This window comes from Saccharomonospora xinjiangensis XJ-54 (assembly GCF_000258175.1).
GTDB lineage: Bacteria > Actinomycetota > Actinomycetes > Mycobacteriales > Pseudonocardiaceae > Saccharomonospora > Saccharomonospora xinjiangensis.
Genome location: NZ_JH636049.1, coordinates 3,681,004 through 3,705,232, shown reverse-complemented (window position 1 = coordinate 3,705,232; position 24,229 = coordinate 3,681,004). Strand labels below are relative to the sequence as shown.

20 protein-coding genes and 2 pseudogenes are annotated in these 24,229 nt (G+C 68.2%); 10 read left to right on the top strand and 12 right to left on the bottom strand.

The window, feature by feature from the left end; genetic code table 11:
* The first annotated feature begins 34 nt into the window (after positions 1–34).
* The 3 genes from SACXIDRAFT_RS16825 (at position 35) to SACXIDRAFT_RS16815 (ending at position 2,555) form a co-directional block, all read left to right on the top strand.
* Complete coding sequence (locus SACXIDRAFT_RS16825) at positions 35–949, top strand: glutamate ABC transporter substrate-binding protein (RefSeq protein ID WP_006239816.1); 915 nt, start codon at positions 35–37, stop codon at positions 947–949.
* Positions 950–1,050: 101 nt separating this feature from the next.
* The gene (locus SACXIDRAFT_RS16820) at positions 1,051–1,698 is read left to right on the top strand and encodes an amino acid ABC transporter permease (protein ID WP_006239815.1); all 648 of its coding nucleotides are present in this window, start codon (positions 1,051–1,053) and stop codon (positions 1,696–1,698) included.
* Positions 1,695–2,555: an amino acid ABC transporter permease gene (locus SACXIDRAFT_RS16815; protein WP_006239811.1), complete on the top strand. Its 861-nt coding sequence runs from the start codon at positions 1,695–1,697 to the stop codon at positions 2,553–2,555. The genes SACXIDRAFT_RS16820 and SACXIDRAFT_RS16815 overlap by 4 nt, the downstream gene beginning before the upstream one ends.
* Before the next feature lie 76 nt (positions 2,556–2,631).
* On the opposite strand, the gene SACXIDRAFT_RS16810 is transcribed toward SACXIDRAFT_RS16815, so the two are convergent.
* The 4 genes from SACXIDRAFT_RS16810 to SACXIDRAFT_RS16795 form a co-directional block, all read right to left on the bottom strand.
* A complete protein-coding gene (locus SACXIDRAFT_RS16810) occupies positions 2,632–3,387 on the bottom strand; it encodes a succinate dehydrogenase/fumarate reductase iron-sulfur subunit (RefSeq protein ID WP_006239809.1) in 756 nt (251 codons plus the stop codon).
* A gap of 1 nt (position 3,388) precedes the next feature.
* A complete protein-coding gene (locus tag SACXIDRAFT_RS16805; RefSeq protein ID WP_006239808.1) occupies positions 3,389–5,305 on the bottom strand; it encodes a fumarate reductase/succinate dehydrogenase flavoprotein subunit in 1,917 nt (638 codons plus the stop codon).
* A 69-nt stretch (positions 5,306–5,374) separates the two neighbouring features.
* Positions 5,375–6,160 carry a succinate dehydrogenase subunit SdhC gene (gene sdhC, locus SACXIDRAFT_RS16800; protein ID WP_040922732.1) on the bottom strand — a complete coding sequence of 262 codons (786 nt, stop codon included), beginning with the start codon at positions 6,158–6,160 and terminating at the stop codon, positions 5,375–5,377.
* Between the two features lie 46 nt (positions 6,161–6,206).
* On the bottom strand, positions 6,207–6,497 hold the full coding sequence (locus tag SACXIDRAFT_RS16795; protein ID WP_006239806.1) for an Rv0250c family protein: 291 nt from the start codon (positions 6,495–6,497) through the stop codon (positions 6,207–6,209).
* Positions 6,498–6,749: 252 nt separating this feature from the next.
* Between SACXIDRAFT_RS16795 and edd the strand changes: the two genes are divergently transcribed.
* The 3 genes from edd to SACXIDRAFT_RS16780 are packed head-to-tail and all read left to right on the top strand — an operon-like array spanning position 6,750 to position 10,805.
* Positions 6,750–8,681, top strand: coding sequence for a phosphogluconate dehydratase (edd, locus tag SACXIDRAFT_RS16790; protein ID WP_408640390.1), 1,932 nt, complete (start codon positions 6,750–6,752; stop codon positions 8,679–8,681).
* Positions 8,678–9,319 carry a bifunctional 4-hydroxy-2-oxoglutarate aldolase/2-dehydro-3-deoxy-phosphogluconate aldolase gene (gene eda / locus SACXIDRAFT_RS16785; protein WP_006239804.1) on the top strand — a complete coding sequence of 214 codons (642 nt, stop codon included), beginning with the start codon at positions 8,678–8,680 and terminating at the stop codon, positions 9,317–9,319. The genes edd and eda overlap by 4 nt, the downstream gene beginning before the upstream one ends.
* A 43-nt stretch (positions 9,320–9,362) precedes the next feature.
* Positions 9,363–10,805, top strand: a complete 1,443-nt coding sequence (locus SACXIDRAFT_RS16780) for a lipase maturation factor family protein (RefSeq protein WP_006239803.1) — start codon at positions 9,363–9,365, stop codon at positions 10,803–10,805.
* 284 nt (positions 10,806–11,089) lie between these two features.
* Here SACXIDRAFT_RS16780 and SACXIDRAFT_RS16775 read toward each other — a convergent pair whose 3' ends face one another.
* The 5 genes and pseudogenes from SACXIDRAFT_RS16775 to SACXIDRAFT_RS16765 form a co-directional block, all read right to left on the bottom strand.
* A complete protein-coding gene (locus SACXIDRAFT_RS16775) occupies positions 11,090–11,608 on the bottom strand; it encodes a regulatory protein RecX (protein ID WP_006239802.1) in 519 nt (172 codons plus the stop codon).
* A gap of 14 nt (positions 11,609–11,622) precedes the next feature.
* On the bottom strand, positions 11,623–12,114 hold the full coding sequence (locus tag SACXIDRAFT_RS23860; RefSeq protein WP_269731945.1) for a hypothetical protein: 492 nt from the start codon (positions 12,112–12,114) through the stop codon (positions 11,623–11,625).
* A 171-nt stretch (positions 12,115–12,285) separates the two neighbouring features.
* A pseudogene (locus tag SACXIDRAFT_RS23855) lies at positions 12,286–12,852 on the bottom strand (LAGLIDADG endonuclease); the annotation flags it as partial.
* A 57-nt stretch (positions 12,853–12,909) separates the two neighbouring features.
* Positions 12,910–13,761: pseudogene (gene recA, locus SACXIDRAFT_RS23850) on the bottom strand (recombinase RecA); the annotation flags it as partial.
* Between the two features lie 255 nt (positions 13,762–14,016).
* Positions 14,017–14,211, bottom strand: a complete 195-nt coding sequence (locus tag SACXIDRAFT_RS16765; RefSeq protein WP_006239800.1) for a DUF3046 domain-containing protein — start codon at positions 14,209–14,211, stop codon at positions 14,017–14,019.
* A gap of 70 nt (positions 14,212–14,281) precedes the next feature.
* On the opposite strand from SACXIDRAFT_RS16765, the gene SACXIDRAFT_RS23725 reads away from it, so the two are divergent.
* A complete protein-coding gene (locus SACXIDRAFT_RS23725; protein ID WP_006239799.1) occupies positions 14,282–14,404 on the top strand; it encodes a hypothetical protein in 123 nt (40 codons plus the stop codon).
* A gap of 6 nt (positions 14,405–14,410) precedes the next feature.
* Here SACXIDRAFT_RS23725 and SACXIDRAFT_RS16760 read toward each other — a convergent pair whose 3' ends face one another.
* The gene (locus SACXIDRAFT_RS16760; protein ID WP_040922237.1) at positions 14,411–16,351 is read right to left on the bottom strand and encodes an Hsp70 family protein; all 1,941 of its coding nucleotides are present in this window, start codon (positions 16,349–16,351) and stop codon (positions 14,411–14,413) included.
* A gap of 174 nt (positions 16,352–16,525) precedes the next feature.
* On the opposite strand from SACXIDRAFT_RS16760, the gene SACXIDRAFT_RS16755 reads away from it, so the two are divergent.
* The 3 genes from SACXIDRAFT_RS16755 (at position 16,526) to SACXIDRAFT_RS16745 (ending at position 22,758) form a co-directional block, all read left to right on the top strand.
* Complete coding sequence (locus tag SACXIDRAFT_RS16755) at positions 16,526–21,145, top strand: ATP-dependent helicase (RefSeq protein ID WP_006239797.1); 4,620 nt, start codon at positions 16,526–16,528, stop codon at positions 21,143–21,145.
* Between the two features lie 253 nt (positions 21,146–21,398).
* The gene (def, locus tag SACXIDRAFT_RS16750) at positions 21,399–21,899 is read left to right on the top strand and encodes a peptide deformylase (protein ID WP_006239796.1); all 501 of its coding nucleotides are present in this window, start codon (positions 21,399–21,401) and stop codon (positions 21,897–21,899) included.
* Positions 21,900–22,029: 130 nt separating this feature from the next.
* Complete coding sequence (locus SACXIDRAFT_RS16745; RefSeq protein WP_040922235.1) at positions 22,030–22,758, top strand: VldE C-terminal domain-containing protein; 729 nt, start codon at positions 22,030–22,032, stop codon at positions 22,756–22,758.
* A gap of 119 nt (positions 22,759–22,877) precedes the next feature.
* Here SACXIDRAFT_RS16745 and SACXIDRAFT_RS16740 read toward each other — a convergent pair whose 3' ends face one another.
* Positions 22,878–23,642 carry a maleylpyruvate isomerase family mycothiol-dependent enzyme gene (locus SACXIDRAFT_RS16740; protein WP_006239794.1) on the bottom strand — a complete coding sequence of 255 codons (765 nt, stop codon included), beginning with the start codon at positions 23,640–23,642 and terminating at the stop codon, positions 22,878–22,880.
* A complete protein-coding gene (locus tag SACXIDRAFT_RS16735) occupies positions 23,639–24,229 on the bottom strand; it encodes an SAV_6107 family HEPN domain-containing protein (RefSeq protein ID WP_040922730.1) in 591 nt (196 codons plus the stop codon). The genes SACXIDRAFT_RS16740 and SACXIDRAFT_RS16735 overlap by 4 nt, the downstream gene beginning before the upstream one ends.

Genomic DNA, 24,229 nt, shown 5'->3' with positions numbered 1-24,229 from the left:
GGGCCGCCTCAACCGGGAAACAGGAGAGGTGCACATGAAGATCCGCACCCTGACGGTGGGACTGCTGGCCGCGGGCCTCGCGCTCACCGCATGCGGCAAGGAAGGAGCGCCGTCCGACACCGGCAGCTCGGACGGCGACGGCGGCAACACCCCTGCCCTGAGCTATGAGGTGGCCAAGGACGTCACCGTCGAGGGCTCCCCGACCTTCGAGAAGATGAAGAAGGCCGGTCACGTCGTCGTCGGCGTCAAGGAGGACCAGCCGAACCTGGGCTACAAGGACCCGACCACGGGCGAGTTCAGCGGCTTCGACGTCGAGATCGCCCGCCTCGTGTCGGCCAAGCTCGGCTTCGACCCGAAGTCCATCGAGTACAAGGCCGTCCCCTCCGCCGGTCGCGAGCAGGCCATCATCAACGGCGACGTCAACTACTACGTCGGCACATACACGATCAACGACAAGCGCAAGCAGCAGATCAGCTTCGCGGGTCCGTACTTCGTGGCTGGCCAGGGCCTGCTCGTCGCCAAGGACGACAACGAAATCAAGGGCAAGGACGACCTCAAGGGCAAGAAGGTCTGCTCTGTGAGCGGGTCCACCCCGATCCAGCGCGTTCGTGACGAGGGCCTGACCGAGTCCGGCAACATCGTCGAACTCCAGACGTACTCGCAGTGCGTCAACGAACTGCTCAACGGCCAGGTTGACGCTGTCACCACCGACGACGCCATCCTCCTCGGCTACGCCGCCCAGCAGCCCGACGAGCTCAAGGTCGTCGGCGAGTCGTTCTCCGAGGAGCCCTACGGCATCGGCCTGCCGAAGGACGACGACGCTCTCCGGGACAAGGTCAACGACATCCTGGAAGAGGCCATGGAGGACGGCACGTGGCAGGAGATCTACGACGCCACGCTCGGTAGGTCGGGTAACAAGGCCGACATGCCGGAAGTCGATCGCTACTGACGCCGACCACCGGCCCTCGGTGGTGATCCGCCGCCACGGCGGAACCACCGGGGGCCGCGTGTGTGGAAAGCCCCATCTGTCCCCGCACCACCGAGGGAAACATGGACGTACTGCTGGACAACCTCGACCTGTATGGGCCGGGTTTTCTCAACACCATCAAACTGTTCGTCTTCTCGGCGATCGGCTCGCTGGTGCTGGGCACGATCCTGGCGATGCTGCGGGTGAGCCCGGTTCCGATCCTGCGCGCCGCGGGTACGGCGTACGTGACGTTGTTCCGTAACACGCCGCTGACGCTGCTGTTCTTCTTCTTCGTCTTCGCCTACCCGCTGCTGGACATCCTCGATCTGTCGTACTTCTGGGCCGCCGTCGTGGCGTTGACCGTGTACACGTCGGCTTTCGTGTGCGAGGTCGTGCGATCGGGCATCAACACGGTGCCGGTCGGCCAGGCCGAGGCCGCCCGCGCCATCGGTCTGACGTTCGGCCAGACCCTCGGCCAGATCATCCTTCCGCAGGCCACGCGCTCCGTGGTGCCGCCGATGGTCAGCACGTTCATCGCGCTGTTGAAGAACACCACGATCGCGGCCGGGTTCTCGGTCGTGGAGGCCGGAGCGATCCAGAACTACCTTTCGGAGCGCGGATACAGTGTGATGGTCGGCCTGCTGTGGGTGGCGCTCGGATTCGTCATCCTGATCACTCCGCTGACCCTGCTGCAACGCAGCCTCGAGAAGCGCTGGAGCGTGGCCCGATGAGCGCCGTTCTTTTCGACGTCCCCGGACCGAAGGCGCGAGTGCGGCATCGCGGTTACGCGGTCGTCGGCGTGCTCGCCGTCGCGGCGATCATCGCCTACATCGTCTACAAATTCGCCGAAGCCGGTCAGTTCGACGCCCAGATCTGGGAGTGGATCCTCTACGAACAGATCCAGCTGGAGCTCCTCGACGCGCTGCTCAACACCCTGCGCGCCTTCGCGGTCGCGGCCGTGCTGGCGCTCGTGTTCGGCGCCGTCTTCGCGGCGGCGAGGCTGTCCGATCACGCCTTCCTTCGCATCCCTGCGACAACGATCGTCGAGTTCTTCCGCGCCGTCCCGCTCGTGGTGATGATCTTCTTCTTCCACTACGGGCTCGCGTTGGGCGCGCCGTTCTACTCGGTGGTGCTCGGCCTGACCCTGTACAACGGCTCGGTGCTCGCCGAGGTGTTCCGCGCGGGTGTCCTGTCGCTGCCCAAGGGGCAGAGCGAGGCCGCGTACGCGGTCGGCATGCGCAAGACGCAGGTGATGCGCCTGGTGCTGTTGCCGCAGGCCCTGCGTGCGATGCTGCCCGCCATCATCAGCCAGCTCGTGGTGCTGCTCAAGGACACCGCGCTGGGCTTCCTCATCACCTACGAGGAACTGCTGCGCTACGCCCGCTACCTCGGCAGCATCATCGAGTTCGACCGGCCACTCATCCCGATCACGATCGTCGTCGGCGCCATGTACATCGTCATGTGCCTCGCGCTGACGGGCGTGGCGAAGTGGCTGGAGTCCCGCAACCGCCGCAGCAAGAAGGCTCTTCCGGTGGATGTCACGGCAGAAACCGAGGAAGGCGTCCTCACCGACGGCAAACCTGCCTGACCTGCCTCGACATGAGAAGGCCGCCGTTGCCCGAACCGGGTGACGGCGGCCTTCTGCGCTGCGCGCGAGCGTTACCTCACGACCTTTTCCGCCGGAAAAGCTTGTTCCCCAGCCACACCACCGGGTCGTAACGCCGGTCGGCGACACGCTCCTTCATCGGGATCAGCGCGTTGTCGGTGATGTGGATGTTCTCCGGGCACACCTCGGTGCAGCATTTGGTGATGTTGCAGTAGCCGAGTCCGTGCTCCGTCTGCGCTTCGTCCCTGCGGTCGGCCGCGTCGAGCGGGTGCATTTCCAGTTCGGCGATGCGCATCAAAAACCGTGGGCCCGCGAAGGCGGTTTTGTTCTCCTCGTGGTCACGGATCACGTGGCAGACGTTCTGGCACAGGAAGCATTCGATGCACTTGCGGAACTCCTGTGACCGCTGCACATCGACCTGCTGCATGCGGTACGCGCCGGGTTCGAGTTCCGGTGGCGGGGTGAACGACGGGATCTGGCGCGCCTTGACGTAGTTGTAGGACACGTCCGTCACGAGGTCGCGTACCACAGGGAATGTCCGCATCGGAGTGACGGTGATGACTTCTTCCCGGCGGAACACCGAGAGCCGGGTCATGCACAGCAGTCTCGGCCTGCCGTTGACCTCGGCGGAGCAGGACCCGCACTTGCCCGCCTTGCAGTTCCACCGCACGGCGAGGTCGGGTGCCTGAGTGGCCTGTAACCGGTGGATCAGGTCGAGCACCACCTCGCCCTCCTCGGCCTCGACGGTGTAGTCGCGAAGCTCACCGGCGCCGTCGTCGCCGCGCCAGACCCTCAGTTTCGCCTCGTAACCCATGTCAGGCCGTCCTTTCCGGATGGTCGGCCAGTTCCTCGCCGGTGTAGTACTTCTCCAGCTCGCGGAGCTCGAAAAGGCCGAGCAGGTCGGCCCGCATCGGCTCCTGCTCCTTGCGAATGACCTCCACGCGGGGAATCGGAGCCTCGTCGCCGGTTGCCGAACACACGAGCAGGGTGTTGCGCCACCGGGCGTCCATCATCGGGTAGTCGTCGCGGGTGTGCCCGCCCCTGCTCTCCGTACGGCGCAACGCGGCCCGTGCCACGCATTCGCTGACGAGCAGCATGTTGCACAGGTCGAGCGCCAGATGCCAGCCGGGGTTGTACTGGCGGTGCCCCTCGACGGTGACCGCGCGCAGCCTGCCCCGGATCTCGCCCAGCTTTTTGAGCGCCTCCTCCATCTCGTCGGCCGTGCGGATGATGCCGACCATGTCGTTCATGCACTGTTGCAGGTCGGACTGCAACGTGTACGGGTTCTCCGCCTTCTGGCCGTCGCGCGGTGGGTCGAAGGGCGCCAACGCTGCCCGCGCGGCCACCGCGACATCCACTTCGGACACCGCGGGCCGCGTGGTGAGCGAATCGACGTAATCGGCGGCCCCGAGCCCGGCTCTGCGACCGAAGACGAGCAGATCGGACAGCGAGTTGCCGCCGAGCCGGTTGGAACCGTGCATACCACCGGAGCATTCACCTGCCGCGAACAGGCCAGGCACGCTCGACGACGCGGTGTCCGGATCGACCTCGATCCCCCCCATCACGTAATGGCAGGTGGGCCCGACCTCCATCGGCTCGGCCGTGATGTCCACGTCGGCGAGTTCGGCGAACTGGTGGTACATCGAGGGAAGCCGCCGCTTGATCTCCTCGGCAGGCATGCGACTCGCGATGTCGAGAAAGACCCCGCCGTGCGGTGAACCACGGCCTTCCTTGACCTCCGTGTTGATGGCCCTTGCCACCTCGTCTCTCGGCAGCAGGTCGGGCGTCCGCCGGTTGTTGTCGGGATCGTCGTACCAGCGGTCCGCCTCCTCCTCGGTCTCCGCGTACTGCCCCTTGAAGACGTCGGGAACGTAGTCGAACATGAACCGCTTGCCCTCGGAGTTGCGCAGCACACCGCCGTCACCTCGGACCCCCTCCGTGACGAGGATGCCCTTCACGCTGGGCGGCCAGACCATGCCGGTGGGATGGAACTGGACGAACTCCATGTTGATCAAAGCGGCCCCCGCCCGCAGCGCCAGCGCGTGCCCGTCGCCGGTGTACTCCCAGGAGTTCGAGGTGACCTTGAACGACTTGCCGATGCCTCCGGTGGCGAGCACGACAGCCGGCGCCTCGAACAGCACGAACCGCCCCGACTCACGCCAGTAGCCGAACGCGCCCGCGATGGCTCCGTCCGAGGTCAGCAGTTCGGTGATCGTGCACTCCGCGAACACCTTGAGCTTGGCCTCGTAATCGCCGTACTCGGCGTGGTCCTGCTGCTGAAGCGACACGATCTTCTGCTGCATCGTGCGGATCAGCTCCAGCCCCGTGCGGTCGCCGACGTGCGCCAGCCGAGGGTAGGTGTGACCGCCGAAGTTGCGCTGACTGATCCTGCCGTCACCGGTGCGGTCGAACAGCGCGCCGTAGGTCTCCAGCTCCCAGACGCGGTCGGGAGCCTCCTTGGCATGCAGTTCGGCCATGCGCCAGTTGTTGAGGAACTTCCCGCCGCGCATGGTGTCGCGGAAATGCACCTGCCAGCCGTCGTTCGGGTTGACGTTGCCCATCGACGCCGCACAACCGCCTTCCGCCATGACGGTGTGCGCCTTGCCAAACAGCGACTTGCACACCACCGCGACGGAGAGTCCGCGCTGCCGCGCCTCGATCACGGCTCTCAGACCCGCACCACCGGCACCGATCACCACCACGTCGTAGCTGTGCCGTTCGACCTCGGTCATGGAAAGTTGGCCACCTTCGTTCGTCCGCCGCGCCGGGCTTTCCGCGCACCGCACGGCTTCGCGGGATTGTCAGTTGATGAAGCGCAGGTCGGAGATGGTGCCCGTCGAGACGAGCCACACGTAGAGATCGGTGAGGACCAGCGTCCCCAGCGTGATCCAGGCGAACTGCATGTGCCGCACGTTGAGCCTGCTGACCTGTGTCCAGATCCGGTAACGGACGGGGTTCTTCGAGAAGTGCTTCAACCTGCCGCCCGTCACATGCCGGCACGAGTGACACGAGAGCGTGTAGCACCAGAGGAAGAACACGTTGACCAGCAACACGACGTTGCCGAGCCCGATGCCGAAACCGCGCTCGCCGTCGAAGGCCACGATCGCGTCGTAGGTGTTGATCACAGTGATCACGAACGCGACGTAGAAGAAGTACCGGTGCACGTTCTGCACGATCAGTGGCAGCCGCGTCTCACCCGTGTAGCGGGCGTGCGGTTCGGCGACCGCACAGGCCGGAGGCGCGAACCACACTGAGCGGTAGTACGCCTTGCGGTAGTAGTAGCAGGTGAGCCGGAACCCCAGCAGGAACGGCAGCGACAGGAACGCCAGCGGGATGAACCCGGGCAGCTCACCGATCGGCGTGCCGAAATGACTCGACCCCGGCACGCACGAATCGCTCAGGCACGGCGAGTAGAACGGCGTCAGGTAGTGGTGTTCCGCGTCCCAATACCCTTCGCGCATGAACGAGCGGACGGTGGCGTAGACGACGAACGCGGCGAGACCGAGCGTGGTGAACAGCGGAGGGACCCACCAGCGGTCTGTGCGCAGGGTGCGCCCGGTGAGCGCGACGCGGGTGCGCCCCGTCATGGCGCTGGTGCCATCCGGGTTCGCGGCCTCGCTGGAGTTCGAGTGGTCAGTGCTGGTCACGTTGGTAACCACCCACGCCTTCGTCGTCCGCGCCCTTCCACAGCGCGGGGTCGTACGGGGCGTCGGGGATCTTCACGACGTCGGGCCTCGGCCCTGTCGCCTGCGCAGGCACCGGCGGCATGTGCGCGAGGTCTTCGGCGTCGATGTCAAGCCGATCGAGGTCGTTGACGATCCGGCGCACGGCCGACGATTCGCCGTACCTGGCCCTCAGCGCGCCCACACACTGCCGCAGCTGCCCGATCGCTCTGCGTAGCTCCGTCATCTCGGCACTGGACATGATCACCCTCCGAATTCGTTGTCCGTGTCCGACACCGCCCGACTCTGCCCCGGGACCCACAGGTGTGACAAGTAGCACACCCCTACCGTTTGACGTGATCGAGATCACTCATCATTCGCTACTGTATCGATTTTGTTGGCCTGGCGCTGCGCTGTATCGTGCGAGTTGCCACACGGTCGCGACGCCGACGACGCCGTCCCGTCCCCTGAATCACTCACTCTGAGTAGTCAGTTCGTGTCCCTGCCACCCGCCGTGAAGCGACCGGAGAACACGCCGTTGAGCCTTCGTCCAGCCATCGCCGACATCACCCACCGCATTGCCGAGCGCAGCGCCGCCACACGCCGGTCCTATCTCGCCAGGGTCGAGAACGCCGCAGCCGAAGGGCCGGTGAGAGCGGGACTGGGATGCAGCAACCTCGCTCACGGCTTCGCCGCGTGCTCAGGCCCGGACCTGCTCGCCGTCAGGGAAGCCCGCAAACCCGGGATCGCGATCGTCTCGTCCTACAACGACCTGCTGTCCGCACACCAGCCGCTCGACGAGTTCCCTGCGTGGATCAAAACCGCTGCCAGGGAAGCCGGCGGAGTGGCCCAGTTCGCAGGCGGCGTCCCCGCGATGTGCGACGGCATCACGCAGGGGCGTTCCGGCATGGAGTTGTCGCTGTTCAGCAGGGACGTCATCGCCATGGCCACCGGCGTCGCGCTCTCCCACGAGATGTTCGACGGCGCACTGCTGCTCGGCGTGTGCGACAAGATCGTTCCGGGGCTGCTCATCGGCGCACTCGCCTTCGGGCACCTCCCCGCCATGCTGGTTCCCGCAGGCCCCATGCCTTCGGGCCTACCCAACAAGGAGAAGGCCCGTATCCGGCAGCTCTACGCCGAAGGCAAGGCCACCCGCGAGGACCTCCTCGACGCCGAGGCTGCCGCGTACCACTCCCCCGGCACCTGCACCTTCTACGGCACAGCCAACTCCAACCAGCTCGTCGTCGAGGTGATGGGCCTGCACCTGCCCGGCGCCACCTTCGTGCATCCCGGCACACCGCTGCGCAGGGCACTCACCGAGCAGGCCGCCCGCCGCATCGTCGAAATCACGCAAGGCCCCGAGTACACACCGCTCGCCCACGTCATCGACGAACGCAGCATCGTCAACGGAATCGTCGCGCTCCTCGCCACCGGCGGATCGCAGAACCACACCCTGCACCTGGTGGCCGTGGCTGCCGCGGCGGGCATTCAGCTCACCTGGGACGACTTCGCCGACCTCTCGGCCGCGGTCCCCCTGCTGGCGAACGTCTACCCCAACGGAAGCGCGGACATCAACCACTTCCACGCCGCCGGTGGTGTTCAGGTCCTCGTCGGAACACTCCTCGACGCGGGCCTGCTGCATCCCGACGTGAACACCGTGGCGGGCAAGGGACTCGACCGGTACCGGCAGGAACCGGTACTCGAAGACGGCACGCTGACCTGGCGAGAGGTTCCCACGGCGACGCTCGACGACACCGTTCTCCGCACCGCGGACAACCCGTTCGCACCCGAGGGCGGATTGCGCATGGTGTCGGGCAACCTCGGCCGCGCCGTCATCAAGGTCTCCGCCGTGGCGCCGGAGAATCGCGCCGTCCGCGCGCCCGCGCGGGTCTTCTCCTCACAGGACGCCTTCACGGCCGCGTTCCGGGCGGGCGAACTCGACCGCGACGTCGTCGTGGTGATGCGTGACCACGGACCCCGGGCCAAGGGAATGCCCGAGCTGCATGCTCTGATCCCCGCCCTCGGCGTCCTGATGGATAGGGGACACCGCGTCGCCCTCCTCACCGACGGCCGCATGTCCGGCGCCTCGGGGAAGGTCCCCGCGGCCATCCACGTGACGCCGGAATCCGCCATCGGTGGACCGCTGTCCAGAGTGGAGGACGGCGATCTGATCAGCCTCGATGCCGAGACGGGCGAACTCGACGTCCTCGTAGACGCGGCCACACTGGCGGCCCGCCGACCGTCCACACCACCATCTCCGGAGGAGTGGATCGGCAACGGGCGCGAACTGTTCGCCGCCCTCCGCAACGCTGTGGGGCCCGCCGATCTCGGTGGCAGCGTGTTCGGCACGGAGTCCGGTGACGCCGGGACGTTTCCCGGCGGTTCCTCCACTCGGAACACCATCGCAACCCCGCAGAACCCTGCCGACGTGAAGGAAACCGCATGAACACCGACGATCTCCTGTTTCTCTCCCCCGTGCTGCCCGTCGTGGTGCTTCACGATGCCGCGCAGGCCGTGCCGGTGGCACGCGCCCTGCACGCAGGCGGCGTGCCGGTCGTCGAGCTGACACTCCGCACCGACGCGGCACTCGACGCGATCCGCAGGGTCTCGGCAGAGGTTCCGGACGTGGTGATCGGCGCGGGCACCGTGGTCACCCCTGACCAGGCGCGGGCAGCGGCCGACGCGGGAGCCGCGTTCCTCGTGACTCCGGGAACCACCGACGCGCTGCTCGACGCCGCCTCGGACACCGGGCTCCCCGTGCTGCCCGGCGTGTCCACCGTGTCCGAAGCCATGCGGCTGGCCGAGCGGGGCTTCGAGAGGCTGAAGTTCTTTCCCGCCGAGGCCAGCGGCGGTGTGGCCGCGCTGTCGGCCATCGGAGGTCCCCTGCCGAACCTGCGCTTCTGCCCCACGGGTGGCATCACCCCGAGCAGCGCGCCGCGCTACCTGACGCTGCCCAACGTGGCCTGCGTCGGAGGATCGTGGCTGACGCCGACGAACGCGCTCGCGACGCGCGACTACGCCCGCATTGAGACACTGGCCAAGGAGGCCTCCTCACTGCGGACGGAGGCCACGACGGCGACGTAGACGCGGCGGGCAGTCCCGTCGTGGAAGGAGGCCGGCGGGCAGCATGTCGTGGGACTGGTTCACCTCCGACGATTACTGGAGCTCGCGGCTGGTCTTCCAGAAGCTGCTGGCCATCTGGTATCTGGTCGCGTTCGTCTGCGCACTGAACCAGTTCCGTGCACTGCTCGGCGAACACGGCCTTCTCCCGATCCCCGACTTCCTGGCCAGGGTAGGTTTCCGCCGCTCGCCGAGCTTGTTCCACGCCCACTACTCCGACCGGTTCTTCGCCGCGGTGGCGATGACTGGCGCCGTCGTGTCGGCCGTACTGCTCGGCGGTGTGGCGGATCTCGTGCCCGTGTGGGCGTGCCTGCTGCTGTGGGCGGTGCCGTGGGTGCTCTATCTTTCGATCGTCAACGTCGGGCAGACCTGGTACTCCTTCGGCTGGGAGTCGCTGCTGCTGGAAACGGGCTTCCTCGCGATCTTCCTCGGGCCCGCGCACACCGGCGTGCCCACTCTGGTGCTGTGGTTGCTGCTCTGGCTGCTGTTCCGGCTCGAATTCGGCGCCGGATTGATCAAAATGCGCGGTGACCGCTGCTGGCGCGACCTGACCTGCCTGTACTACCACCACGAGACACAACCGATGCCGGGGCCGCTGAGCTGGTACTTCCATCATCTACCGCCCTGGATGCACCGGGTGGAGGCCGCTGCCAACCACGGAGCCCAGCTGGTGGTGCCGTTCGCCCTCTTCGCCCCGCAACCCGCGGCGAGTGCCGCCGCGGGCGTTGTGATCGTCACGCAGGGGTGGTTGATGATCAGCGGCAACTTCTCGTGGCTCAACGCCCTCACGATCACGCTCGCCGTACCCGCTGTCGATGGTGCGATGCTCGGCGTGCCGCCACCGGACGATCTCGCCGCACCGCCGCTCTGGTACGGCGCGATCGTGATCGCCGTGACGGCCGTGGTCGCCGTGCTGAGCTACTGGCCGGTGAGAAACCTGCTGGGTCGCGGGCAGATCATGAACTACAGCTTCAACCAGCTGCACCTCGTCAACACCTACGGAGCGTTCGGCAGCGTCACCCGCGACCGGTACGAGGTGATCATCGAGGGCGCCGAGGACGATGTGGCAGGGCCCACGACAGAGTGGAAGGAGTACGAGTTCAAGGGCAAGCCAGGAGACCCGCACCGACGTCCACCCCAGGTGGCTCCCTACCATCTCCGGCTCGACTGGCAGCTGTGGTTTCTGTCGTTGTCGTCGCGGTACGGGGGCCGCTGGCTTCCCGCGCTCGTGACGAAACTACTCGAAGGCGACCCCCAGATCCGTGGGTTGTTGCGCCACGACCCGTTTGCAGGCCGCGCACCCACTCATCTGCGGGCACGCCTGTTCCACTACCGGTTCACAACACCCGCCGAGCGCGCCGAGACGGGCGCGTGGTGGGTCAGGGAACCTGTCGGAACAGTGGTACGGACCTGTCGGCTCGACACCGACGGCACGCCTGTCCCCGTGTGATGTAAAGCCGAGTCACTCAGCCGACGATCGCACCTGTGCACCTGCCGCGGACACACGCCAACGACCTGCGGACACACGCTCGCACCCGCAGACACATGAGCACACGGTGTGCACACACTGCACCGGGTGCGAACACACGCACATCCTGCCGACACGCTCGCACGAAGTGTGGACACGCGTGGACGCCCTGCCGACACGCGCACCGCCCGCAGGAACACCCGCACAACCTGCGAACACGCGTGCGGGAAATGCGGGCACCCGTGCAGGAAGTGCGGACACGGCGTTCAGGGATCGATGTCGTCGAGGAGGGTCGTCTCCGCACCCGCGTCGCGCAGCTCCTCGCGAACGACCCGGTACGCCAGTCCCTGCGGATAGCCCTTCCTGGCCAGCATGCCGAGCAGGCGGCGCGTCGCCTTCTGCTCATCGAGATCGACCATGGTGCGCAGCTTCTTGCGCACCAGTTCGCGAGCGCGCTGCTCCTCGGCCTCAGCGTCGATCTCCCCGGCAGCCTCGGCCGCGATCTCCGGATCGACTCCCTTGCGCTTCAACTCGGAGACCAGTGCCCTGCGGGCGAGACCACGATAGGTGTGGCGCGATCGCACCCAGGTCTCGGCGAAGGCGGCGTCGTCCACCAGGCCCGCGTCGTCCAGCTTGCCCAGCAACCTCTCACCCAGGTCGTCGTCGAAGCCCTTACGCCGCAACGCCTGGCGCAACTCGTCCTTGGTGCGTGGGCGGGCGGCCAGGAGGTCGAAACAGACCTCCTTGGCCTTGCGCCACGCCTCGTCGGGCGGCAGTTCACTCATCGAGCGATGCCGCGTCAGAAGTCAACCGGAGCCGGCGCGCCGTCCTCACCCTCCTGCGCGCCGATACCGAGCTTCTCCTTGATCTTCTTCTCGATCTCGTTGGCGACGTCCGGGTTCTCGCGCAGGAATCGACGCGCGTTCTCCTTGCCCTGACCGAGCTGGTCGCCCTCGTACGTGTACCAGGCGCCGGACTTGCGCACAATTCCCTTGTCCACACCCATGTCGATCAGCGAGCCCTCGCGGGAGACACCGATCCCGTAGAGGATGTCGAACTCGGCCTGCTTGAACGGCGGCGCCACCTTGTTCTTCACGACCTTGACCCTGGTGCGGTTGCCGACCGGCTCGCCGCCGTCCTTCAACGTCTCGATGCGGCGCACGTCCAGACGCACCGAGGCATAGAATTTCAGTGCCTTACCACCGGTGGTGGTCTCAGGGCTGTTATGCACCATCACACCATCAACGAAGTAGTTGTGATTGCCCTCCACTTCGATGTCGAACCGATGCATCGACCGCACCTTCGGCTTCTCGTGGACATCGAGGACGCGCCCTGGAATCGGCCGCGTACGTGCTTCGGCGAAGCTGGGCTCGACCCGGGACCGACCACGGAAGCGGGGCAGGAGCTTGTACTCCATGCATTCAGCCATATACGGCGAAACCAGTTCCTGGAACCGTTCCGACGCTGCCGTGGAGAAACGGAGAACAGCGACCTCTCCTGAGCCTTGGTGATCGAGTGTCACGTCGAGGTCGTAGGTGTCCCTCAAATACGACAGGAGACGCCGACGGGAGTCCTCCTCCAAAGCTTCGACCCGGATTTCGATACGGCCGCCGCCTTCTGCGGTACGCCCTTGGAAGCCCTCGGAACGGACGGCGAAGCTGCCGTCGTCCATGTACCACACCGCGAGCGCCAGTGGCGTCAGCGCTTTCAAGAAGTCCCAGGACACGTGCTTCTTGCCATCACCGAAGTACACCGCCCGCCGCAGCTCTTCCAACTCGGGCAGCGGCGTGAAATCGGCGAACACCGCCCCCGTGTCGCCGGTAGTGCGGGTACACGCGATGTTCCCCAGCAGCGCGACCTTCCAGTCGAGATAGTCCGCCTGCTTCTCTCCATGTCCCATCCGGAATCGGACGCCTCTGCGCCCATCGCGCCCATCGCGGTTGACGGAGAGGTTGCCGTCCCCGAGCAAGGAACCCAGTACCACCTGCCGTTGCTGCTCCGACAACAGCTCCTTCTCCGCGACCATCACGCGGTCACCGATCTCCAGTTCACCCGCGTGCCGCCACCCTCCTGGCGTGCGAATGAGATGGTTCTCGGTTGCGGCGAACTGCGCCTGGCCGTTGCCACCGGACTTCTCGACCGTGAACTGGAGAAAACGCTCGGCAGGGCCGTTGTCGTACCAGTTGACGACCTTTCGAGGAACTACCTGGTCGGCTTCCGGATCATACGACAGCACCTCGACAGGGAGCTTCTGGTTGACGATCTTGCCGATCTCCTCTTGCGTGCCGTCGGCCAGCATCACCGGGGTCGAATAGTCGAAACACCCGAACATCACTCCGACCTTCTCCCGGAGCTGGTTGATGAAGATCGCCGTGGTTCCCGAGTTGTGGAGCGCACCGGTGATCTTGCGCAGCGCCTGGCTCATCAGACGCGCCTGGAGCCCCACATGGGAGTCACCCATCTCGCCCTCGATCTCCGCCCTCGGCACGAGAGCGGCTACCGAGTCGATCACCAGGATGTCGAGAGCGCCGGAGCGGATCAGCATGTCGGCGATCTCCAGCGCCTGCTCCCCGGTGTCGGGCTGGGACACGAGCAACGCGTCGGTGTCCACGCCGAGAGCCTTGGCGTACTCGGGGTCGAGCGCGTGCTCGGCGTCGATGAAGGCCGCGATACCCCCGGCCTTCTGCGCGTTGGCAACAGCGTGCAGCGCCACCGTGGTCTTACCCGACGACTCGGGACCGTAGATCTCCACGATGCGGCCCCTCGGCAGCCCGCCGATGCCCAGTGCGATGTCCAGCGCGATGGCGCCGGTCGGGATGACTTCGACCGGTGGCCTGCTGTCCTCGCCGAGACGCATCACCGATCCCTTGCCGAACTGCTTGTCGATCTGGGCAAGGGCCAGGTCGAGCGCTTTGCCCTTGTCCGGTGCTGCTGGCATGGAATCCACCTCATTGGCTGTTCGTCGGGCCCGCAGACGCAGATGTGCTGCCGGGAATCCGTGGGATGTCTGTTGTCCGGGTCCGACGTTACGGGCGGGGTCGGACAGTTCGCGGCAGGACCGGGGAGTTGTCCACAGCCGGACCCTATTGTGGACAACACGATAGCCGAACAGGTGTTCGACATCGAAGAGACACTCCGGCCACCATGCGGTTGTGCCCCACGAGTGACGGGGTCTGTCCCCCGCTGGTGCCGCTCAGCGCCGTTCGGCCGGGACGTCGAACTCCGCACACACCTCGCGCCAGATCTCCTTGGCCGGAACGCCGTCGGAAAGGGCCGCCTCGACGGTCCGCCCGCCGAGGCCGGACAGGACGTGGTCGGAGGCGAGCGTCTCCGCGCGCGTCGGGCCGAACTCCTCCGCCATGAGCTGCCGGAACACCGTGATTCGCATCGGTGCCAGCGTAGTCGTCGCGCAGCGGAGTCGTCCCGCAGCGCCCCTCGCGAGACCGTAGGGTTGTCGCATGGTGTCGTTGCAGGGCTTCTCCGACCTTCAGTCCACCGCGCTCACGCTGGCGTCCATCGCCGTGGTCGGCAGCGCGCTGGTCGTGCTGATCATCACCGTGCGCCGGAACCGGAGGAAATGAGCCGGGTCACTGGCCCGGTTGCACCGTTCGTTCGAAGTAGTCCGCCATCTTGTCCGGTGAGGTCGCCTCGCCCTCGCCCGTGACGTTGACCTGGTAGACGAATCCGGCGAGCGGGCGATCGTCCACCGTGAACACCACCACGGACGAATTGCGTCCTGCCGAGGCCGAGTAACGGCCGACGAGGCCGTTGCCCTCCCACGCGGCCTGTACCTGGTCGCCGCCGCCGGTGCGGGTGAGCAGTCCGTCGGTGTACTGCTCGATGGCGTCGGTGGAGGCGGAGTGGAGGTAGGTGATCTGCGCGCCGGGAAGACCGGGGGCCGAGCAGGTGACCGTCACGCCAAGCTCCTCCTCGTTGGGCGCGGCCGCAGGCCCCGTTCCCGTGCCGGGGAGGCAGTCGTTGCCCTGCGGAACCGTGCCCGCGAGCTGGCGGAGGCACCCGGTGAAGCCTTGCTCGTCGGGGGCTCCGGGCTGCGTGCATTCCTCGGCGGTGTACGTGGCGGCCGAGGACGAAGACCAGAACACGAACGCCGCCACACCACCGAGCACCGCCACGGCGGCGACGGCCGCGGCGACGATCCACCGGGTACGTCCGCTCTTGTCGCCGCCGTGGTTCGGCACAGCAGGGAAGTTGGCGGGCTGCGCTCCGGTGACGCCCTGCGACGGCTGACCCGTTCCCGCTGAGAAGGCCGCGGCCGTGGCGTGCTGAGGGTGGGGTTGGTGGAACGGCGGCGTGGACGGCAGCGGCGGTGCCATCCCCCCTGGAGGCGAGTAGGGCCCGGCTGGATTGCCCGTCGCGGCCGGCGCCGGGCCACCTGCCGCCGCGGCCGCCTGCGCGCCGACAACGTCGCCGTCCACCTGCTGGGTGCGCATGGTGAGACCCTCGGCTCCGACGTGGTGGGCACCGAACGCGACCGCCGTCTCCGGCTGGTCGAGGCTGGTGGGCACGACGCCGAGTTTCTCGGCGAGCAGGCTGCCCACGAGCGGCAATCTGCTCGACCCACCCACGAGGTAGATCCCGGCGAGCCGGTCGGGCGACAGCCCGGCGGAACGCACCGTGCGCGCGAGCAGTTCGACACTGCGCAGCATCGCGGGCCGCACCAGTGCCTCCAGCTCGGCTCTCGTCACCAGTACGTCCGAGAACGGCTCTGGCATGGGCACCTCGGTCTGCGGGAGCCGGGACAGCGCCTCCTTGGCTGCTTTCACGTCTTCCTGGAGTGCCCTGCGAGCCCTGCGGTCCGCGGTGGATTCCGGCCGGAGAAGACGCTGCCACCGCTGCGGGTCGCTGTGGGAGACCTCGCGTCCGACATGCACGAGCAGCGCCTGATCGACGTCCAGCCCACCAAGGTCGGGCAGTCCGTCCTCCGCGAGGACCGTGAAGCCGTCACGGGTGGCCCCGAGTACCGCCACGTCGAACGTGCCCGCGCCGAGGTCGTAGACGGCGAGGGTCTGCCCCGGCGCCAGTCCCTTTCCAGGGAACGACGCGAAGTGGGCCGCCGCGGCGACGGGCTCGGCGACCAGGGTGATCGAGTTACCCATCCCGGCGAGCCGGGCCGCGGAGAGCAGCACGTTGCGGCGCACCGGCCCCCACTGGGCTGGGTGAGTGAGCCGGACCTCCTCGGGAGGCTCGCCGCCGAGTTGCCGCACCGTCTCGTCGAGGACACGGCGGAGTACGGCGGCCAGTGCCTCGTTGACGGGAACCACGTCGGTGCCCAGCAGGAGGGTCTGCTCGTCAACCCTGCGCTTGGGGTTCGGTTCGAACCGGGTGGGATCGAGCCTGGCCCTGCGCTCGGCGTCCCTTCCGACCACGAGGCCACCCTGCTCCTCGGCGAACACCGCCGACGGCATCGTGGCCGATCCGTCCACGTCGATGACCCTTGGCTGCCTACCGTGTGCGGAGAGTACGGCCACGGTGTTCGATGTGCCGAGATCGACGGACAGAATCCCCACCAGTTCTCCCTTGCCGATTTCCCGAGAAACCCCGGTGATGCTTTCACGTCCGGCGGCGGCGTGGGGACGCACCCGCCGGGTTCGCGCCGCCACGCCGGGGCGCGAGGGCCGAAACGTCGGTACGGCACGCATCATGGAAACGTGCCTGACTCCGCCCATTCCCCCCACGGTTCCGTGCTGGAGATCTTCTCCCCTGCCACAAGGAACTGGTTCGCGGGGGCCTTCGCCGAACCAACGGCGGCACAGGAGGGGGCGTGGCGAGCCGCGCAGCGGGGCGAGCACGCGCTCGTCGTCGCGCCGACCGGTTCCGGCAAGACGCTGGCCGCGTTCCTGTGGGCGCTCGACAGGCTGGCCACGACCGGCGCTCCGGAGGAGGCACGGCGCACCCGTCGCTGCCGGGTTCTGTACGTCTCCCCGCTCAAGGCGCTCGCCGTGGACGTCCAGCGCAACCTGCGGGCTCCGCTCGCCGGGATCTCGCAGGCGTCCCGCAGGCTGGGGATGGAACCTCCGGACATCACCGTGGGCACACGGACCGGCGACACCACACCGGCCGAACGCAGGGCGTTCACGCGGACCCCGCCCGACATTCTCGTGACCACGCCCGAGTCGCTGTTCCTGCTGCTGACGTCGTCGGCGCGGGAATCGCTGCGCGGAGTCGAGACTGTGATCATCGACGAGGTCCACGCCGTCGCGGGCAGCAAGCGCGGCGCGCACCTCGCGCTGTCGCTCGAACGGCTCGACGATCTGCTCGACCGGCCGGCACAGCGCATCGGCTTGTCCGCCACGGTGCGGCCGGTGGACGAGGTGAGCGCGTTCCTCACCGGTGGCAGGCCGGCTCGTGTCGTTCAACCGGCGTTGAGCAAGACGATCGAGGTCAGGGTCGAGGTCCCCGTCGAGGACATGGGTGAGCTGGACGCCCGTCCCACGAGGGCGGAACCCGCGCCGCTGCCGAGTGAATCGGACCCCGACGACGACCTCGCCGTGCCCGAGCGGCCTCGTCGCCCTTCCATCTGGCCTGCCGTCGAGGAACGGGTTCTCGATCTCGTCCGTGCACATCGCTCCACGATCGTGTTCGCCAACTCGCGCCGCCTCGCCGAGCGACTCACCGCCCGCCTCAACGAGCTGGCCGCGGAACGGGAGGAGGTCGCCGCGGAGGGAAGCGGACACGACTTCCCCGCCGAGGCCGTCGGCCAGTCCGGGATCACCCGGCCGCAGGGAAGCGCGGCACCCGTGGTCGCGAAGGCGCATCACGGCTCGATGTCGCGGGAACAGCGGAGCAGCGTCGAGGAGGGCCTGAAGTCGGGCACGCTGCCGTGTGTGGTGGCGACCTCGTCACTGGAGCTGGGCATCGACATGGGTGCGGTGGATCTCGTGGTGCAGATCGAGGCGCCGCCCACGGTGGCTTCGGGGTTGCAGCGTGTCGGGCGTGCGGGCCACCACGTGGGAGCGGTGTCCACGGGGGTGATGTTCCCGAAGTTCCGTGGCGATCTCGTCTCGTGTGCCGTGGTGGCCGAGCGCATGGCCGAGGGCGCCATCGAGGCCGTTCGCTATCCCCGCAATCCGCTGGACGTGCTGGCGCAGCACGTGGTCGCCATGGTGGCCGTCGAGCCGCGCACCGTGGACGACGTCGCGGCCACCGTGCGCAGGGCCGCGCCGTTCGCCGCTCTGCCGGACGACGCCCTGCACGCCGTGCTGGACATGCTCGCGGGCCGGTACCCGAGCGAGGAGTTCGGCGAGCTGCGCGCGCGGATCACGTGGGACCGCGTCACGGGTGTGCTGAGGGGGCGGCCCGGCGCGCAGCGTCTGGCCGTCACCTCGGGCGGCACGATCCCCGACCGGGGGTTGTTCACGGTGGTCACCCCCGGCGACGGCGAGCGGCCGGGGTCGCGCGTCGGCGAACTCGACGAGGAGATGGTGTACGAGTCGCGCGTCGGCGACACGATCCTGCTCGGCACGTCGTCGTGGCGGATCACCGACATCACCCACGACCGCGTCGTGGTGATCCCCGCGCCGGGAGAGGCCGCGCGGATGCCGTTCTGGCGGGGTGACGCGCAGGGCAGGCCGCTCGAACTGGGCAGGGCACTCGGACGGTTCGTGCGATTTCTGTCCACATCGGACCGCGACAAGGCGCTGCGGCGCGCGAAGGAGGCCGGGCTCGACGAATGGGCGGCGGCGAACTTGGTGGCCTACATCGACGAACAGCGTGAGGCGACCCGGCACGTGCCGAGCGACCGGACGGTGTTGCTGGAACAGTTTCGCGACGAACTGGGCGACTGGCGCGTCGTCGTCCACTCCCCGTTCGGCGCGCAGGTGAACGCGCCGTGGGCACTCGCGGTGGCGGCGCGCCTCCGCGACAACCGTGGGGTTGACGCTCAGGTGGCCCACTCCGATGACGGCATCGTGCTGCGCCTGCCGGACGCGCTCGACGACGAAGGCAGGGAGGTGGTGATCGGCGCCGAGGACGTGCTACTCGATCCCGACGAGGTGGAATCGCTCATCACCACGGAGGTGAGCGGGTCGGCGTTGTTCGCGGCCCGGTTCCGCGAGTGCGCGGCCCGATCCCTGCTGCTGCCCCGGCGAGACCCGCGCAGGCGCACCCCGCTGTGGCAGCAACGGCAACGTGCGTCGCAACTGCTCGGTGTCGCCGCCAAGTACGAACGCTTCCCCGTGGTGCTGGAAGCCATGCGCGAGTGCCTCCAGGACGTCTACGACGTCGGCGGTCTGCGGGAGCTGATGGGCGACATCGCGGCGCGTTCGGTACGTGTCGTCGAGGTCGAGACCCCGTCGGCCTCGCCCTTCGCCCGCAGCCTGCTGTTCGGCTACGTCGGCATGTTCCTCTACGAGACCGACGCGCCACTGGCCGAACGGCGTGCGGCGGCGCTGTCGCTCGACTCGGCGTTGCTGGCCGAGCTGCTCGGCACCGAGGCGATCCGCGAGCTGCTGGACGCCGATGTCGTCGCCGAGGTGGAACGGTCGCTGCAACGGCTGGAGCCCGACCGGCACGCCCGGTCTCCCGAGGACACCGCCGATCTACTGAGTTTCCTCGGTGATCTCACAAAGGAGGAGGCACGGGCCCGGGGAGTCCTTCCAGAATGGCTCGACCAGCTCGTGGCGGAGCGGCGGGCGATCGTGGTGCGCATCGCGGGGCAGGAACGCCACCTGGCCGTCGAGGACGCGGGCCGGGTACGGGATGCGCTCGGTGCTGCTCTTCCGGTGGGGGTGCCCGAGGTCTTCACCGAACCCGTGGCTGACCCGCTCGGCGACCTGCTGCGGCGCTACGCGCGGATCAGGGGGCCGTTCGCGGCGCAGGAAGCCGCGGCCCGGTTCGGGCTCGGTCTCGCCGTGGTGACCGGTGTGCTCGACCGGCTGACCGTCGAGGGTGCGCTGGTGCGCGGTGAGCTACGCCCTCGGGGACACGAGGCCGGCACGGAGTACTGCGACGCCGCCGTGTTGCGCCGCCTCCGGCGTGCGTCGCTCGCCCGGCTCCGCGCGGAGGTCGAACCCGTCGAACGCGCGGCTCTGGGACGTTTCCTGCCGAGCTGGCACGGCATCGGTGCCCGGCGCGGCAGCCAGTGGACACCCAACGCCGACGACGTGCTGTCGGTGGTCGAACAGCTCGCGGGCGCGCCACTGCCGGCGAGCGCGCTGGAATCCCTGGTGCTGCCGAGCCGCCTGCCCGGTTACCAGCCCGCGCTGCTCGACGAGTTGATGGTGGCAGGCGAGGTGTCCTGGTGCGGCTGCGGGGCACTGGCGGGTGGCGACGGCTGGATCGCGCTCGCGCCCACGGATGTGGCCGAGGCACTGCTGCCGGACGTGGAGGACACCTCGACGCACGGGCCCCTGCACGCCGCCATCGGATCGGCGCTGGAGGGCGGCGGGCTGTTCTTCCGCCAGGTCGTCGAGCGCGTGAGCCTCGTACTGGACGAGCCGGTCACCGATGCCGGTGTGGCCGCCGCACTGTGGGATCTCGTGTGGGCGGGGATCGTCTCCGGTGACACGCTGGCACCGCTGCGTGCGCAGGTCGCGGGTAAGGGCGCGGCGCACAAACCGCGCAGGTCGGCGCCCCGGGGTCGCTACGCCCGACTGAGAGCGGCGCGGCCTGCCATGCCGAGCCGTACCGGCCCGCCCTCGGTCGCGGGGCGATGGGGTCTGGTTCCGGGTCGCGAGCCCGACCCGACCCGTCGCGCCCACGCGCGCACCGAGTCCTTCCTCGAACGGCACGGGGTGCTCACGCGTGGTGCGCTGGACACGGAACGCGTCAGTGGTGGGTTTTCCGGCATCTACCGCGTACTTCGGGGCATGGAGGACTCGGGACAGGTGGTGCGCGGCTACGTCGTGGAAGGGCTCGGCGCGGCGCAGTTCGCCGCGCGCGGGGCGGTCGATCGCCTGCGCGCGGTATCGGAGGCAGGCGGCTGGGTGGCGCGGCAACGGGCCGTCGTGCTCGCCGCGGCCGACCCCGCTCAGCCGTATGGTGCCGCGCTCCCGTGGCCCGCTGCGGTGGGCGATACGAAACACCGGCCCGCTCGCAAGGCCGGAGCGCTGACGGTGCTCGTCGATGGTGTTCCCGCCCTGTACGTGGAACGGGGAGGCCGGTCACTGCTGTCGTTCACCGACGACGCGATCACCCTGCGTGCGGCGGCGGGAGCGTTGTCGGATGCCGTTCGCGACGGCTGGCTGGGGCAGCTTCAAGTGCAGCGAGCCGACGGGGAACAGGTGCTGACCTCGGAAATGGCGGCCGTGCTCAGGGAGGCCGGTTTCCGCGCGACTCCGAAGGGCCTGCGGCTGAGGGCGTGATCGGACAGGCAGTCGTGTCGTTCATGGCTGCTGGCATGTCGGCGTTCGGTCGCGAAAGCGGTGGTCAGGCTGTCTCCTGCCGGATGCGGCAAGCGCGTCCGGCGGGGACCGTGGCGAAGGCGGCCCGGTGTGCGCGCGCAGGACATGCGCGAGCGGCCCTCGGCTCGCAGAGGCTTCGCCTCGTGAGGCCGGCAGATCACAGTGCCGGGGGTTCTAAGCTCGGCTGCGCGACTCTCCAGGAAGGACCGTGTTCATGGCCATGCGCGATCTCCGCTACTTCGGCGACCCGGTGCTGAAGTCACCGGCGGATCCGGTGACGACATTCGACGACTCGACGAGGGCGTTGGTAGACGATCTGCTCGACACGGTGCGGGCACCGGGACGGGCAGGTCTCGCGGCGCCGCAGATCGGGGTGGGCCTTCGCGCGTTCAGCTACAACGTTGACGGCGCCGTCGGCTACGTGCTGAACCCGGAGATCGTGGAGCTGTCCGAGGAGAAGCACGAGGTCATGGAAGGGTGCCTTTCGGTGCCCGAATTGGGCTTCCCGACCGTCCGTGCCGCGCAGGCGACGGTCAAGGGTGTGGACCTGCGCAACGAGCCGGTGACTGTGTCCGGCGACGGGCTCATGGCCCAGTGTCTCCAGCACGAGGTTGACCACCTCGACGGGTTGCTCTACCTCGACAGACTCACCCCGGAACTCCGCAAGGAGGCATTCCGTCAGGCACGCGACAAGGACTGGTTCTGGTCGAGATAGGACAGTCACCGTAACGACACGTCCGATCACGTCGATCGTTATCGATCTGTGTCCATTCCCACTCTCTCGTGACACCAACGTTGCCGGTTCTTAATCTGACCGGCGCTGCGATCACGGGAGTAAGGGAACGATGAAAGATCGAGATCGAGCCGCACGCGGCCGACACCGTGCACCGACCACGCCACGCTCCTGGGTTCGCCCGACCGCATTAGGCACTCTGGTGGCCGGACTGCTCGCCCTGACGGTCTACGCCACCAGTGGTCTCGTCCGCAGCGGCGACACCGCCGCGGCAGCACTGGCTCTGTCCGGAGATCCGGTCTCCACCTCAAGGGCCACGGCGGAAACGGCGTCCACCACGACGTCCGCCATCCCGCCGAGTACGACGTCAACGACAACGACAACCTCGGAGACGCCCGAGACGACGGAGCCGGAAACCACAGAGCCACCCGAGCCGGAGACGACCGAAGAACCACCGCCTGAGCCGATCACACCGGAGCCCCAGGCGTGCTCGACCGATCTGGCAGGCACCGAACCGCATGTCGCGCAGGTCGGCCACCATGTGCTCGCCCAGTTCGCCGTGGACTCCGTCGGTGGGCGCGCCAGCCGCGCCAACGCCAGCGATCACCCGGCCGGTCTCGCGCTCGACTTCATGGTCAGCCCGGAGGTGGGCGACGCGCTCGCCGAGTACGTCGTCGCACACCAGGCCGAGTTCGGTGTCACCTACGTCATCTGGGAACAGCGCATCAACAGCGGGTCAGGGTGGTCGGTCATGGAGGATCGGGGCAGTCCCACGGCGAACCACATGGACCACGTGCACGTGTCGTTCGCCGCGGGTGCGGACGTGTCGGTGACCTGCTGAGAAACGATCTGGTGAAAGCACCGGCAGTCACCTCGGTGAGAACGATCTCGCAGAAGCGGACCGGTGAGCGTGACCCGGCAGAAGCGGACCCGGTGAGGACATGGGCCGCTGCGGAATGCCTACCGGGTCGCGAGCCGCAGCAACGCCCACAGCTGCCCGACGGCGTCCTCGTCCCCATCGACCGCGACAGCACCGGGTCCCTGCCTGCCCCACAACCAGAGATAGACGTGATCGGGCTCGCCCGACACAACCGCGTCCACCTCCTCTGCGTCGTCGGCAGCCACCCGCCGGGCGACAGTGCCCTCCGACGTCATGCGCGTGATCCACCGGCACCCCGCCGCGGTGACCGCCACGGTCGCTGCCCTGGTGCCCGTGACGCCGAGCATCGGCAACCGGTGGCCGAACCACAGCAGCAACGCCTCGTCGATACCGTCCAGTGCGATGTCGGTGGCGATCTCGGCGCTGTCCACGCCTGCCGCCTGCTCGGTGTCGATCCGGTGCACCGTGGTCTCGTGAGCCATGCGGCGACACCAGAAACCGGCTGTCGGGTCGCCGCCCCACCACGTGGCCGCCGGCTCGGAAGGGCCGCGTGCGGCCAGCACGTCACGCAAGGCATCGGCGCCTTCGCGCAGGTAACCCTGCACCGTCTGGCCGACCGCCGGGTCGCGCTGCCACTGGCGGGGCGCCTCGCCGCGCAACAACCAGTGCGAGGCAGCCCTATGGACGCTCCCCACATGCCGGACGACCTCACTGACCGTCCACCCAGGACACGTCGGGACGGCGAGATCGGGAGCGCCCGCCCTCGACGCCTCCACCAGTAGTTCGGCTTCGTAGCCGATGACGTTGAGCAGCCTGCCGTGATCGACCACGGAGGTTCCCGTCATTGCTCACCTCGCCGTGGCCGGGTCCTTGATCGCGCGCCACACAAGGGGGCCCGCGGTTCGGGCTCGCCCGGATCGCCGTGCACGACGCGGGCGGCCAGCGCCACGAACTCCTCCGCTCGGTGGCGCAATTCCTCCGTCGCCACAGCCCCGACCCTGCGGGTCAGACCGGACTGCGCGGCGGCGTGCAACGTCGAGCGAGCCGCGAAGTACTCGGCCCATTGCGCCACCTCGGGCGCGGCTGAGGCCAGCAACGTCCAGGTGCTCTGCGGTTTCGCCGCCCGCCGGTGAGGACGCCCCTTCGCCACCAGGATCGCGGCTCCCGCCCGCAACGCGGACAGATAAGAGGCGATGAACCTGTCGGAAGGCGTGATCTCCCTCGCCGCATCGGCGAGCCCGTGCCATGCCTGTGTGAGCAGTGACGCGGCCTCGGGCGATGCGGGACGGCGCGGTTCGAACAACGGCGCGGACTGGCCCTCCGTACGCGGAGAAGGCACCACGTTCGCCCCCGCCGTGGCTTCCCCGGGCCGAGCGCACTGCGCCCAGGTCCCGTTTCGCCCCGAACGCCGAGGTACGAATCCCACCGCCAT